The organism is Actinocorallia lasiicapitis (assembly GCF_054778695.1).
The window spans coordinates 1-12,219 of record NZ_BAAGZI010000159.1 but is presented as its reverse complement, the minus strand read 5'-3'; the positions used below and the strand labels follow the sequence as shown (position 1 = coordinate 12,219).

13 protein-coding genes are annotated in these 12,219 nt (G+C 69.9%); 7 read left to right on the top strand and 6 right to left on the bottom strand.

The genetic code is table 11. The annotated features are described in order from the left end of the window. A partial coding sequence (locus ACYVE7_RS18515; protein ID WP_460366088.1) for an alanine racemase occupies positions 1–542 on the bottom strand: 542 nt, incomplete at its 3' end. A gap of 96 nt (positions 543–638) precedes the next feature. On the opposite strand from ACYVE7_RS18515, the gene ACYVE7_RS18510 reads away from it, so the two are divergent. After that, positions 639–1,391, top strand: coding sequence for a hypothetical protein (locus tag ACYVE7_RS18510; RefSeq protein WP_460366086.1), 753 nt, complete (start codon positions 639–641; stop codon positions 1,389–1,391). A gap of 66 nt (positions 1,392–1,457) precedes the next feature. Continuing rightward, positions 1,458–3,101 carry an ABC-F family ATP-binding cassette domain-containing protein gene (locus ACYVE7_RS18505; RefSeq protein ID WP_460366084.1) on the top strand — a complete coding sequence of 548 codons (1,644 nt, stop codon included), beginning with the start codon at positions 1,458–1,460 and terminating at the stop codon, positions 3,099–3,101. On the opposite strand, the gene ACYVE7_RS18500 is transcribed toward ACYVE7_RS18505, so the two are convergent. Continuing rightward, positions 3,047–3,793, bottom strand: a complete 747-nt coding sequence (locus ACYVE7_RS18500; RefSeq protein ID WP_460366082.1) for a TetR/AcrR family transcriptional regulator — start codon at positions 3,791–3,793, stop codon at positions 3,047–3,049. The two genes, ACYVE7_RS18505 and ACYVE7_RS18500, sit on opposite strands and share 55 nt — an antisense overlap. Before the next feature lie 106 nt (positions 3,794–3,899). Here ACYVE7_RS18500 and ACYVE7_RS18495 point away from each other — a divergent pair, with 106 nt between their 5' ends. Further along, entirely contained in the window at positions 3,900–5,414 is a 1,515-nt protein-coding gene (locus tag ACYVE7_RS18495; protein WP_460366080.1) for a DHA2 family efflux MFS transporter permease subunit, read from the top strand. A 35-nt stretch (positions 5,415–5,449) separates the two neighbouring features. Here the strand turns inward: ACYVE7_RS18495 and ACYVE7_RS18490 are convergent, their stop codons facing one another. Next, positions 5,450–6,388 carry an AraC family transcriptional regulator gene (locus ACYVE7_RS18490; protein ID WP_460366078.1) on the bottom strand — a complete coding sequence of 313 codons (939 nt, stop codon included), beginning with the start codon at positions 6,386–6,388 and terminating at the stop codon, positions 5,450–5,452. Between the two features lie 225 nt (positions 6,389–6,613). Between ACYVE7_RS18490 and ACYVE7_RS18485 the strand changes: the two genes are divergently transcribed. Then, positions 6,614–7,087: an anthrone oxygenase family protein gene (locus ACYVE7_RS18485; RefSeq protein WP_460366076.1), complete on the top strand. Its 474-nt coding sequence runs from the start codon at positions 6,614–6,616 to the stop codon at positions 7,085–7,087. A gap of 50 nt (positions 7,088–7,137) precedes the next feature. Here ACYVE7_RS18485 and glmS read toward each other — a convergent pair whose 3' ends face one another. Together glmS and ACYVE7_RS18475 are read right to left on the bottom strand one after the other, a co-directional pair. Beyond that, the gene (glmS, locus tag ACYVE7_RS18480; RefSeq protein WP_460366074.1) at positions 7,138–8,940 is read right to left on the bottom strand and encodes a glutamine--fructose-6-phosphate transaminase (isomerizing); all 1,803 of its coding nucleotides are present in this window, start codon (positions 8,938–8,940) and stop codon (positions 7,138–7,140) included. 16 nt (positions 8,941–8,956) lie between these two features. Then, positions 8,957–9,289 carry a hypothetical protein gene (locus ACYVE7_RS18475; RefSeq protein ID WP_460366072.1) on the bottom strand — a complete coding sequence of 111 codons (333 nt, stop codon included), beginning with the start codon at positions 9,287–9,289 and terminating at the stop codon, positions 8,957–8,959. A 328-nt stretch (positions 9,290–9,617) separates the two neighbouring features. Here ACYVE7_RS18475 and ACYVE7_RS18470 point away from each other — a divergent pair, with 328 nt between their 5' ends. Both ACYVE7_RS18470 and ACYVE7_RS18465 read left to right on the top strand, forming a co-directional pair. Continuing rightward, entirely contained in the window at positions 9,618–10,124 is a 507-nt protein-coding gene (locus ACYVE7_RS18470) for a hypothetical protein (RefSeq protein ID WP_460366070.1), read from the top strand. A gap of 137 nt (positions 10,125–10,261) precedes the next feature. Then, entirely contained in the window at positions 10,262–11,668 is a 1,407-nt protein-coding gene (locus tag ACYVE7_RS18465) for a M1 family metallopeptidase (protein ID WP_460366068.1), read from the top strand. A 22-nt stretch (positions 11,669–11,690) separates the two neighbouring features. On the opposite strand, the gene ACYVE7_RS18460 is transcribed toward ACYVE7_RS18465, so the two are convergent. Next, positions 11,691–11,843: a hypothetical protein gene (locus tag ACYVE7_RS18460; protein ID WP_460366066.1), complete on the bottom strand. Its 153-nt coding sequence runs from the start codon at positions 11,841–11,843 to the stop codon at positions 11,691–11,693. Between the two features lie 191 nt (positions 11,844–12,034). On the opposite strand from ACYVE7_RS18460, the gene ACYVE7_RS18455 reads away from it, so the two are divergent. Then, positions 12,035–12,219, top strand: a 185-nt coding sequence (locus tag ACYVE7_RS18455) for an FG-GAP repeat protein (RefSeq protein ID WP_460366064.1), incomplete at its 3' end; no start/stop codon positions are given.

The following is a 12,219-nucleotide window of genomic DNA, read 5'->3' as shown; positions in this document are numbered from 1 at the left end:
AGGCCGACCAGTTCGACGAGCTCGGCGCCCGTCCGGCAGCCGGTGCGGCCGCCGGGGAAGCCCAGCTCGGCGAGGACCTGGAAGGGACGCGCACCGGCCGCGTCCGACAGCGCGGCCACGCCCGCGGGGGAGTCGGCGTAGATCAGCAGCTCGAACTCGGGGTCGGTGTCGAGCTCGGCGGCGAGCGCCCGCAGCGCACGGCCGTCGAGGACCTGGTTGGCCAGGATGATCCGGCGGATCCCGAACCGCCGGTAGAGCAGCGCTTGGTGGGCGGTGGCGGCGGTGAACCCCCACGCGCCCGCCATCAGCTGCTCCTCCATGATGAGCGGGGCGAGGGTGGTCTTGGCGTGCGGCGCGTGCCGGAACCCGCGGGCCCGCAGGTACGCCGCGACGGTCTCGATGTTCTGCTCCAGCGCGCTGCGCCGCAGCACCAGGACCGGCCAGGTGAACGGTCCGTCGAACAGCGAGTGGCGGGCGGCGGCGAACGCCGCGTCGTCCTGCTCGTCGGTGACCAGCAATCCGGTGTCGCGCCAGGAAGTCATCAGTGGACTTTATCGGTAGCGGCGGCACGGGATTGACAGATGAGTGGGCGCTCACTCATGATGAGTGGGCACTCACTCAAGCCAAGGGGCAAGCCGATGAAGACGCTGACGGGTCCTGCCGAGAGGGCCTGCGCGGCCGTGGCCGTCCTGCTGCTGGCCGCAGGGGTCTTCCACCTCGGGGTCTTCGCCGTGGACGGCGGGCCGTGGACGGGTCCGGTGTCGTGGCGCAAACCCGCGACGTTCGGGCTGTCGTTCGGGCTCACCCTGCTGACCGTGCTCTGGCTCGCGCCCTACCTGCCGCTGAGCGGACGGGCCAGGGCGTGGCTGCTCGGGCTGTTCGCCGCCGACAGCGTCGTCGAGGTGTTCGGGATCACCCTGCAGGCCTGGCGGGGCGTGCCGTCCCACGTGAACATGGAGGGCGGGTTCAACTCGGGTGTGTCGATGATGCTGGCCGCGGGCGGCGGGCTGCTGATCGTCCTGCTGGGCTGGATGGCGGTCGCGGCGTTCCGGGGGAGCCCCGAGGCGGCGCCGTCGATGCGGCTGGCGCTGCGCGGCGGGTTCGCCTCGCTCCTGGTGGGGCTGGCCTCCGGGGCCGGGATGATCGCTCGGGGCGTCACCGAGGCGCGGACCGGCGACCAGCAGCGGGCCTACCACGATCTCGGCTTCCTCAAGGCCGTGCACGGGATCAGCCTGCACGGGGTGCTGGTGCTGCCCGCGCTGGCGTGGGTGCTGGCCCGGCTGGACCTGCCCGAACCACGGCGTACCGTGATCGTGCGGGTGGGCTGCGCCGCCTACGCCGCCGCGATCTTCGGGACGCTGGCCGTCTCCCTGATCGGGGCCGGCGGATAAATGGCAGGCCGATCGGTGGCCGCACTGCCTAAGGTGGCCCGTTGGAGTTCTAACCGAGGGGCGGAAATGGGTCACGTAGAGGTGGGGCATGTCAGTCATGTGCTCCCCGACGGCCGGGTGTTGCTGAACGACGTGTCGTTCCGGGTGGGTAACGGGGTGACCGCCGCGCTGGTCGGCCCGAACGGCGCCGGGAAGACGACGCTCATGCGGCTCGTCGCCGGTGACCTCACCGCCCAGGAGGGCACGGTCTCGCGCAGCGGCGGGCTGGGGGTGATGCGGCAGTTCGTCGGCAACATCCGCGACGCGATGGAGATTCGCGGGCTGCTGCTCAGCACCGCGCCGGAGCGGCTGCGCAAGGCGGGAGCGGCCGTCGAGGCGGCCGAGCTGGCGATGATGGAACGCGACGACGAACCGACCCAGATGCGGTACGCGAACGCCCTCGCCGAATGGGGCGACGCCGGCGGCTACGAGGCCGAGGTCGTCTGGGACGCCTGCTGCACGGCCGCGCTCGGCATGTCCTACGACGCCTGCTCCTTCCGCGACGTCAAGACCCTGTCGGGCGGCGAGCAGAAGCGCCTGGTCCTGGAGGCGCTGCTGCGCGGTCCCGAGGAGGTCCTGCTGCTGGACGAGCCGGACAACTATCTGGACGTCCCGGGGAAGCAGTGGCTCGAGGAGCAGCTCAAGGACACCCCGAAGACGGTCCTGCTGGTCTCGCACGACCGGGAGCTCCTGGCGCGGGCCGCCGAGCGGATCGTCACCGTGGAGTCGGGCCGGGTCTGGGTGCACGGCGGCGGATTCGGCGGCTACGCCGAGGCCCGCCGCGACCGCAACTCGCGCCTGGAGGAGCTGCGCCGCCGCTGGGACGAGGAGCACGCCAAGCTCAAGGAGCTGGTGCTGTCCCTCGGCCAGAAGGCCAAGTTCAACGAGGGCCTGGCCTCCCGCTACCAGGCCGCGCAGACCAGGCTGAAGAAGTTCCTCGAAGCGGGCCCGCCCGAGGCCCCGCCGCACGACCAGAACATCAAGATGCGGCTGCGCGGCGGCCGCACCGGCAAACGCGCCGTGATCTGCGAGGGCCTGGAGCTGACCGGGCTGATGAAGCCGTTCGACGCTGAGATCTGGTACGGCGAACGGGTCGGCGTCCTCGGCTCGAACGGCTCCGGCAAATCCCACTATCTGCGGCTGCTCGCGGCGGCGGGCGAGGTGCTGCCGCGCGGGGCCGCTCCGGCGGAGCCCGTCGCGCACACCGGGATCGGACGGCTCGGCGCGCGTGTCGTCCCCGGCCGGTTCGCCCAGACCCACGCCCGGCCCGACCTCGCCGGACGGACCCCGTGCGAGATCGTCATGACCGAGCACGCCCACTTCAAGAACGACGCGATGTCCGCGCTGGCCCGCTACGAACTCCAGCTCTGCGCCGAGCAGCCGTTCGACACCCTGTCGGGCGGCCAGCAGGCCCGGCTGCAGATCCTGCTGCTGGAGCTGGGCGGCGCGAATCTGCTGCTGCTCGACGAGCCGACCGACAACCTGGACCTGGCCAGCGCCGAAGCGCTGCAGGAAGGTCTTGAGTCGTTCGAGGGGACGGTGCTCGCGGTCACCCACGACCGCTGGTTCGCCCGTTCCCTGGACCGGTTCCTGGTCTTCGGCGCGGACGGCCGGGTCTATGAGTCGGCGACGCCCGTCTGGGACGAGGCGCGGGTGGCGCGGGACCGGTGAACGCCCGCCTCGATGCCGTCCAGCAGCCAGGCGAGCCCCTGCTCGAACCGCTCCTCGGGGCTGGGTTTCACCAGCTCGCCGGAGCGCAGCAGCGGACCGAGGCGCGGGAAGTCCCCGCCCTCGGTCATGGCCAGCAGGTACTGGTGCAGGTCGTTGCGGTGCTCGCCGCACGGGTTGTCGCCGTGGACGTCGGCGTCGGAGACCTCCCGCATCACACAGCCGATCATGTAGTGCGCGACCGCGCCGATCACCCGGACGGCCTCGGCGGGCTCCAGGCCCAGGCCGTCCAGGCTTTCGAGGGTCTGCTCGATATGGCGGAGCCGGTTGGGTCCCGGCGGCAGCCGCTTGGCGCCGATCAGCTCCAGGGTCCACGGGTGGCGCAGCAGCGCCGCCCGCTCCAGCCGGGTGATCATCGTGAGGGCGGCGCGCCAGTCGGCGGGCAGCTCGCCCTGGGGGACCAGGACCTCGGCGATCACCTCGTCGGCCATCAGGTCGAGCAGGTCCTCCTTGCGGTCGATGTGCGTGTAGAGGCTCATCGCGCGGGCCTGGAGATGGGCGGCGATCCGCCGGATCGACACCGCGGCCAGGCCCTCGGAGTCCCCGATCTCGATGGCCGCCGCGACGATCGCCTCGCGTGTCAGGACGGGCCGCTTGGCGGGCGGCGTCCGCGTCCATACCGGGATTTCCGTCATGGCGCGATTCTAGCTCGTACGGTGTAGCGCCGTACGTTACGGTGTACATCATCCGATACGCCGTAGCGCTTTTCGGTTCCCAGAACCCTCGGAGGACTCGCGCGCCATGTCTACCCCCTCGAAAGCCCCCGTCAAGGAGACGGAGTTCGATCCCGAACTCCGTCGGCTGGCGGTGGTGGTGCTGCTCGGTGCCGTGATGACGATCCTCGACACGACGATCGTCAACGTCGCGGTGAAGACCCTCGGCACCGACTTCGACACCTCGCTGTCGACCATCCAGTGGGTGCTCACCGCCTACACGCTCGCCCTGTCGATGAGCATCCCGATCACCGGGTGGGCCGTCGCCCGGTTCGGCGCCAAGCGCATGTGGGTGCTGTCGCTGATCCTGTTCGTCATCGGCTCCGTGCTGTGCGGCGCCGCGTGGAACGTGACCAGCATGATCGTCTTCCGGATCCTGCAGGGCTTCGGCGCCGGCATGATCATGCCGATCGGCCAGACGATGCTCGCCCAGAAGGCCGGGCCGCAGCGGATGGGCCGGGTCATGGCCGTCATCGCGGTGCCGGCGATGCTCGCACCCGTCCTCGGCCCCGTCCTCGGCGGGCTGCTCATCGACCACCTGAACTGGCGGTGGATGTTCTTCATCAACCTGCCGCTCTGCGCGATCGCCGTGGCCGCCGCCGTCCGCCACCTGCCGGGCGACGAGGTCAAGGGCCGTGCCGAGGCCCCGCTGGACGTCGTCGGGCTGCTCCTGGTCTCGCCGGGTCTCGGCGCGCTCGTCTACGGCATCGCCGAGGCGGGCAACGGCAAGAGCCTCGACAGCGTCGAAGTCCTGGGCTGGTCGGGAGCGGGCCTGGTACTCCTGGCGCTGTTCACCGGGCACGCCCTGCGGCTCAAGGACCGCGCCCTGGTCGACTTGCGGCTGTTCAGGGACCGCACCTTCAGCGCCGCGAACCTCGGCTTCTTCACCTACATCGGCGCGCTGTTCGGGATGCTGGTGCTGCTGCCGCTGTACTTCCAGGTCGTCCACGGCTACTCGCCGCTGGAGTCCGGCCTGATCACCGCTCCGATGGGGCTCGGCACGATGCTGACCATGCCGATCGCGGGCAGGCTGTCCGACCGGATCGGCCCGCGCCGCCTCGCCTACTCCGGGCTCCCCGTCATGCTGCTGGGGGTCCTCGGCTACACGCAGATCAACCCCGGCACCCCGCTCTGGGCGCTGATGGCGATGCTGTTCGTGCTGGGGCTCGGCCACGGCGCGATGATGCCGTCGATGATGGGCGGCATGTACCAGACCCTCGACCGGTCGCAGGTGCCGTCCGCGACCGTCGCCAGCAACGTGGTGATGCGGGTCGGCAGCTCCATCGGGGTCGCGGCGCTCGCCGTGGTCCTGCAGAACGCGATCAAGACGGAGCTGCCCGGCGCGACCGGCAACCTCGCCGAGGTTCCGGCCGGTGCGCCCGGCGAGGTCGCGGGGAAGCTGACCGACGCGTTCGCCACCAGCTTCTGGTGGGCGTTCGGGATGGCCGCGCTCGCCGCGATCCCGATCTTCTTCATCAAGGCGCCGGCGAAGAGCGGAGCCACGGCCGACGAGCCGAAGATCCCGGTCGTGGACGCCCACTGACCGGCCGGGCCGCCGGGCGACACCGCCCGGCGGCCTCAGGTTCCGCCGCGGCGGAACTCCTGCGGGCTGACCCCGCGCACCCGTTTGAAGGCCGCGCTGAGCGCGAAGGCGCTGCCGTAGCCGACCTTCGCGGCGATCGCCTCGAGGGTCGCCGACGGATCGTCCAGCAGCAGATCGGCCGCCGTCGACAGCCGCCAGCCGGTGAGGAACGCCATCGGCGGCTCACCCACCTGCTCGGTGAACCGGCGGGCCAGCGCCGCCCGCGAGATCCCGATCTCGGCGGCGAGCAGCTCGACCGTCCAGGGATGCGCCGGATGGTTCTGCAGCAGCCGCAGCGCGCGGCCCGCGACCGGATCGGACTGCGCCCGGTACCAGGCGGGCGCCGGAGTGTCGGGACGCCCGAACCACGCGCGCAGAATCGCGATCAGCAGCAGGTCGAGCAGCCGGTCCAGCACCACCTCCTGGCCCGGATCGTCCTTGACGATCTCCTCGCGGAGCAGCGGGATCAGCCGCGACTGCCAGCTGTCGACCGGCAGCACCAGCAGCGACGGCAGGCTGACCAGGAGCCGCCGGCTGATCTCCCCGGCCGTCTCGTAGGTGCCGGTCAGCATGACGGTCTCGCCGTCGGGATCGTTGCCCCACGTCCGGACGCCGAGCTCCATCGACTGGGCGAGGCTCCGGCCGTCCAGGGTCTCGCAGACCTGGCCCGGATGGATGACGATCTGCGGTTCCGTGGCGGGGGAGTCGGCGACGACATAGTGGCCCGGGCCGCGCGCGATGGCGACGTCGCCCTTGCCGAGCCGGACGGCGTCGGCGTTCTCCGGAATCACCCAGGCGTGGCCCCGCACCACGGCGACGACCGTCACCGGGGCCTCGTCGCGGATGTGCATGGCCCAGGGCGGGCTGAGGATCGAGCGGAGCAGGAACGCGCCGCGCGCGCGGGGGCCGTCGAGGAGTCCGGCGATGGCGTCCATACGGGCAACGGTAACCCAGGCATACGCAGGACGCTGCAAACGTGGACGCTCGCTTATGTGCACGCGCTTCTCAGCCATGGAGACTCTCGCCACAGGCCCCTGTAATGGAGTCAACATGCTCACCCATCTGTTCACCAACGGCGTCGAACGGGCCCTCGGCCGTTCCCCCCGCGACTTCGCCGACTACGCTCGCGCCACCGCGTCCCAAGGAATCTGGAGCACCAAGTGATCCGCGCCCTCACCCTGTACACGGCCATCACCAGCGGCCTGTGCGCAGGAATCTTCTACGCCTTCTCCTCGTTCGTGATGCCCGCGCTCCGCAACCTGCCGGCGACGCAGGGGATCGCCGCCATGAACTCCATCAACAAGCAGGCCCCGACCTTCTGGTTCATGCTCGTGCTGATGGGCACCGCGCTGACCAGCGCGATCCTCGGCGGATACGGGCTGCTGCACCGCGACCGCCCCGGCTCGGTGCTGTTGATCGTCGGAGCGCTGCTCTACCTGAGCGCCATCCTGCTGACCGCCGCCTACCACGTGCCCCGCAACGACAAGCTGATGGGCTTCGACCCGACCACGGTGGCCGCCGCCGACTACTGGAAGACCTACCTCTCCCAGTGGACCCTGATGAACCACCTGCGCGTGGCGGGGCCGCTCGCCGCGGCCGTCGCGTTCACCTTCGCCTGGCGCCAGAACCGCTGACACCGCACCGGGCTCCGCGCGTACGTCGTTGGACGCGCGGAGCGCGGGACCTACTCGACCGTGACGCTCTTGGCGAGGTTGCGCGGACGGTCGATGTCGTGGCCCAGCGCCAGCGCCGCGTGGTAGGCGAGGATCTGGGTGGGGATCGACAGCAGGATCGGGTCGAGCTCCCGCTCGTTCTTCGGGACCACGATCGTGTCGTCCGAGAGCGGGGAGTGGGCGATCGTGATGACGCGGCCCTTCCTGGCGTTGATCTCGCCGAGCGTCGTCAGGTTCTTGTCGCGCAGCTCGTCGTCGGGGACGATCGCGACGGTCGGCAGCTCGGGGGAGATCAGCGCGAGCGGGCCGTGCTTGAGCTCGCTCGCCGGGTAGGCCTCCGCGTGCAGGTAGGAGACCTCCTTCAGCTTCTGCGCGCCCTCCCTGGCGATCGGGAAGCCGCGGACCCGGCCGATGAAGAACGCGCCCTGGTGCTCGGCGAGCTGCCGGGCCAGCTCGGCGATCCGGTCCTCCTGCCGGAGGATCTCGGCGATCTGCGCCGGCATCGCCTTGAGGCCCGCGACGATCCGGGCGCCGTCGGACGGCGACAGGTCGCGGGTGCGGCCCAGATAGAGGGCGAGCAGCGCGAACGCCACGCCCGTCGCGGTGAAGCTCTTGGTCGAGGTGACCGACAGTTCAGGGCCCGCGTGCAGGTAGATGCCTCCGTCGCACTCCCGGGCGATGGCGCTGCCGACCACGTTGACCAGGCCGAGGACCCGTCCGCCCTTGCGCTTCAGCTCCTGGACGGCGGCCAGCGTGTCATAGGTCTCGCCGGACTGGCTGACCGCGACGTACAGGGTGTCGGCCTCGACGACCGGATTGCGGTAGCGGAACTCCGACGCGGGCTCGGCGTCGGCGGGGATCCGGGCCAGCTCCTCGATGAGCTGCGCGCCGAGCTGCCCCGAGTAGTACGCCGAACCACAACCGATGATCTTCACTCGACGGATCGCGCGGGCCTCCCGCGGGTCCAGGTTGAGGCCGCCGAGATGGGCGGTGCTGAACCGGGCGTCGAGCCGTCCGCGCAGCGCCCGTTCGACCACCTCGGGCTGCTCGTGAATCTCCTTGGCCATGAAGTGCTCGTACTCGCCCGCGTCGTAGGAGAGCGGGTCGGCGTCCAGCTCGGACGGCTCCTTGGGGGTGGTGCGGGAGCCGTCGAGGGCGAAGGTGCGGTAGCCGTCGGCGCTGAGGACGGCCAGTTCGCCGTCGTCGAGATGCACGACCTGCCGGGTGTGGCCGGCGAGCGCCGCCACGTCGGACGCCGCGAAGGTCTCCTTGTCGCCGAGGCCCAGCACGACGGGGCTGCCGTTGCGCGCCACCACCACCGTCCCGGGACGCTCGGAGTCGATCACCGCGATCCCGTAGGTGCCGACGACCTCGGTCAGCGCCTGCCGGACGGCTTCGCCCAGCTCGACGGCCACCGACCGCGCGATCAGATGGGCCAGCACCTCCGAGTCGGTCTCGGACGCGAACTCCACCCCGTCGGCCTCGAGCTTGGCCCGCAGCTCGTCGGCGTTCTCGATGATCCCGTTGTGCACGACCGCGACGGTCCCGCTGACGTGCGGGTGCGCGTTGGCGTCACTGGGCTCCCCGTGTGTGGCCCAGCGGGTGTGCCCGATGCCGGGCGATCCCTTGAACCGCGCGGGAACCCCGTCGGCGCAGTCCCTGACCCGCCCCTTGGCCTTGCGGATCTTCAGCCCGGACCGGCCGACGACGGCGACCCCGGCCGAGTCGTAGCCCCGGTACTCCAGCCGCTGCAATCCCTGGAGCAGGATCGGTGTCGCGTCCTTCGGTCCGATGTAGGCGACGATTCCACACACGCTCTAACTCAACCCCTCACCCATAGACGATGCGCCGCAGCTGCCGTGCCGAGAGCTCGGGCGGCGCCACGCGGCGCGCCTCCAGCTCGGCCCCGACCCGCCGGAAGATCTCTTCGTTGGTCAGCCCGCGCGCCTGCAGTTCGGCATGGCGCCGCCGCACGAACACCTCCACGGGCTCGGCGAAGTAGGCCAGTACGTCGGCGATGACGCGCGCGGCCTCCCCCCGGCCCAGTCCCGAGGTCCGCACCAGATGATCAACGAGCTCTTCAGGCAGCACTCGCCCGAGTATGCCCACCGCGTCCACGAAAACAAAACAGTCCTGCCCGAAATCGGGCAGGATCTCATCCAAGCGGGCGCGGGACCGGGCCGCTGACGCCCTGGCGTTAGGGCGCGGGGGACGTTGGCCGGTCGCGGCCGTTGATTCGTCGGAAGAACTGGCAATGGCTGACGGAAAAGTGGCGATGGCGGCAGAAGTTGCTTGATCTGCAGGTGATGCGGAGCTGGCCGGGGTGTGCCGGGGTTGCGGAGGCGTCGGTGTGCAGGTGGTCGGTGCCCTAATGAGCGGCCTGAGGTCGAATGTCGACTTCGTCGCCTCTAGTGGTACTCGCAAGTAGTTTGATCGTTTTGCGGGCGACTTTTACGATCATGGTCGGAAGATCGTTGATCATGGAAAGGCCGTGCTCTTGACCATCAAGCGTGTACTCGCCGGATTCGCCGTCTCCTCCCTCGCCGTCGGGCTGGCCGCCGGGGTGGCGACGCCCGCCTCCGCCGCGTCCTGGACCAAGTGTTCGGCGGTGCAGTCGAAGGAGTTCCCGACCAGCGGCTTCGACGCCGACGTCCGGATCACGATGTGCATCACCAAGTGGACCGGCGGCAGCGGCGGCCAGACCCTCTATACCCGCGCCTACGCGAACGTCTCGTGGGGCGACTCCGGCGACGACAAGTTCGAGAAGTTCGACCTTCAGGTCCGGCTCGAGCAGAACGATCGGGTGATCACCTCCAGGACCTGTGCCCTCGCGCGGACCCTGGACAGCACCTCCGGCTCGACCACCTGCTCCGTGGACGGCCCGCTGAACAGCGGCGCCAACTCCTCCGACGGCAAGGTCACCTACAACATCAACGACGACGGCCTCGGCGACCGCGCTCCCTGGGAGCTCGGCGGCAGCCCCCTGCTGAACATCTGACCCTGAGCCGACCGATCGTCGGGGGGCCCGTCCGGACGGGCCGCCCGACGGCGCGAACCGGATCACGACCTGGTGCGACATAACTGGGTATGACCGCATAAAGTGCGGGACCTTGCCCCCAGGCCGAGAAGAGGATCATGGTTAAGCGCACTCTGTCGCTCGCCGTCGCCGCCGTCAGCGTCGTCACGCTCGCCCCGCCGGCCTTCGCGGTCGACTACAGGCCCGGCGCGGCCGGGGTCGGCGACCCGTACTTCCCCTACGAGGGCAACGGCGGCTACGACGCCCGGCACTACGCGCTCGACCTGGCCTACGCGCCGAAGACCGACCGGCTCTCCGGCACCGTCACGATGACGGCCGAAGCCACCCAGAACCTGTCGTCCTTCAACCTCGACCTCAAGGGGCTCAAGGTCACGAAGGTCCTGGTGAACGGCCGGAAGGCGAAGTTCTCCCGCAAGGGCCAGGAACTGCGAATCACCCCGTCGAAGGGGCTGCGGACCGGCCGGAAGTTCACGGCCGCCGTCACCTACGGCGGCGTCCCCAAGACCATCGTCGGCTCGCCGATCGTCTTCGGCTCGCCCTACGGGTTCCTGCACACCCAGGACGGCGCCTACGTCGGGGCCGAGCCCAACGCCGCGTCCACCTGGTTCCCGGTCAACGACCACCCCAGCGACAAGGCCACCTACACGATCAAGGTGACGGTCCCCAAGGGGCTCGGCGCGGTCTCCAACGGCCTGCTGTCGAAGAAGAAGACCCGCGGCGCCAAGACCACGTTCACCTGGAACGAGCGCGCCCCGATGGCCAGCTACCTCGCCACGATCGACATCGGCAAGTGGAAGGTGAAGAGCGGCCGCACCCCCGGCGGCATCCGCAACTACGTCGCGGTCGACCCGAAACTCGCCTACACCATGAACCACTACGTCAGGACGACGGCGGCGGCCACCGACTACTGGACGAAGCTGCTCGGCCCCTACCCGTTCCAGACCACGGGCGCGATCGTCGACAACGCCACCTACAAGGGCCAGGAGCTGGGCTTCTCACTGGAGACCCAGTCCAAGCCGGTCTACTCCGGGATGCGGGACGGCTCGACGATCGCCCACGAACTGGCCCACCAGTGGTTCGGCAACAGCGTCACCGGCGAGAGCTGGAAGGACATCTGGCTGAACGAGTCGTTCGCCACCTGGGCGTCCTGGTACTGGGACGAGAAGAAGGCCGGCGGGCAGACCGCGAAGTCGGTCGCCCGGTTCGTCTACGACGCGTACGCCAAGAACCACCCGTACTGGAAGATCGTCATCGCGGACCCGAAGCGGAACACGATGTTCGACGATCGCGTCTACAGCGGTGGCGCGATCGTCCTGCAGCTGCTGCGGGAACGGATCGGCGACAAGGCCTTCTTCGAGCTGCTGCGGACATGGGTCGCTGATCACCGGCATGGCAACGCCACGACCGGCGATTTCACGGCCCTCGCCCAGAAGGTGTCCGGCCAGGACCTGACCGGCTTCTTCCAGACGTGGATCTACTCTCCCGGCAAGCCCGCTCTGCCCTGAAGGTCAGAGCCCGCTTCGAAGGTCAGAGCTTGACGACTTTGGCGAACGGCGCCGGGATCCGGCGCTGTTCGCCGCCGAAATCGATGACCACGGCCACGTCCTCGGTGAAGTCGATGACGCGGCCCAGCCCGTACTTGTCATGGCTTACAAGATCGTCTACAGCAAATTTCTCCAAGGGCGGCGGCGGAGGCGGCGGCTTGAACGGACTGGTCGGCAGGTGCCGTGGGGTCGATCGTGAAGGTCGCATTACTTCCAGTATCAGTCCTACGCCGACCGTTTGGGCCTTTCCCCGGTCATCATCTTGAAGATTCCTGTGTTTCATCGGGCGGCAATCGCTGCTTCCACCCGGTCGGAGACCGTGGGGAGGTGAGAGAACTCTGGATCGCTCCGCTGCTGGCCGCGGGTCTCCTCGCCGTTCCCGCGCAGGCCCAGGCCGCGGGCTGCGGCCGGTTCCTGCCCTCCGACTTCGACGGCGACGGCCGTCCCGACCTGGCCGCCGGCGCGCCTTACGCCCAGAGCGGCGGCCAGGTACGGGCCGGTGCGGTCGCGGT

Coding starts and splice junctions, on each gene's coding strand:
- ACYVE7_RS18465 (WP_460366068.1), top strand. CDS start 10,262: ATGGTTAAGCGCACTCTGTCGCTCGCCGTCGCCGCCGTCAGCGTCGTC.
- ACYVE7_RS18495 (WP_460366080.1), top strand. CDS start 3,900: ATGTCTACCCCCTCGAAAGCCCCCGTCAAGGAGACGGAGTTCGATCCC.
- ACYVE7_RS18490 (WP_460366078.1), bottom strand. CDS start 6,388: ATGGACGCCATCGCCGGACTCCTCGACGGCCCCCGCGCGCGCGGCGCG.
- ACYVE7_RS18500 (WP_460366082.1), bottom strand. CDS start 3,793: ATGACGGAAATCCCGGTATGGACGCGGACGCCGCCCGCCAAGCGGCCC.
- ACYVE7_RS18510 (WP_460366086.1), top strand. CDS start 639: ATGAAGACGCTGACGGGTCCTGCCGAGAGGGCCTGCGCGGCCGTGGCC.
- ACYVE7_RS18505 (WP_460366084.1), top strand. CDS start 1,458: ATGGGTCACGTAGAGGTGGGGCATGTCAGTCATGTGCTCCCCGACGGC.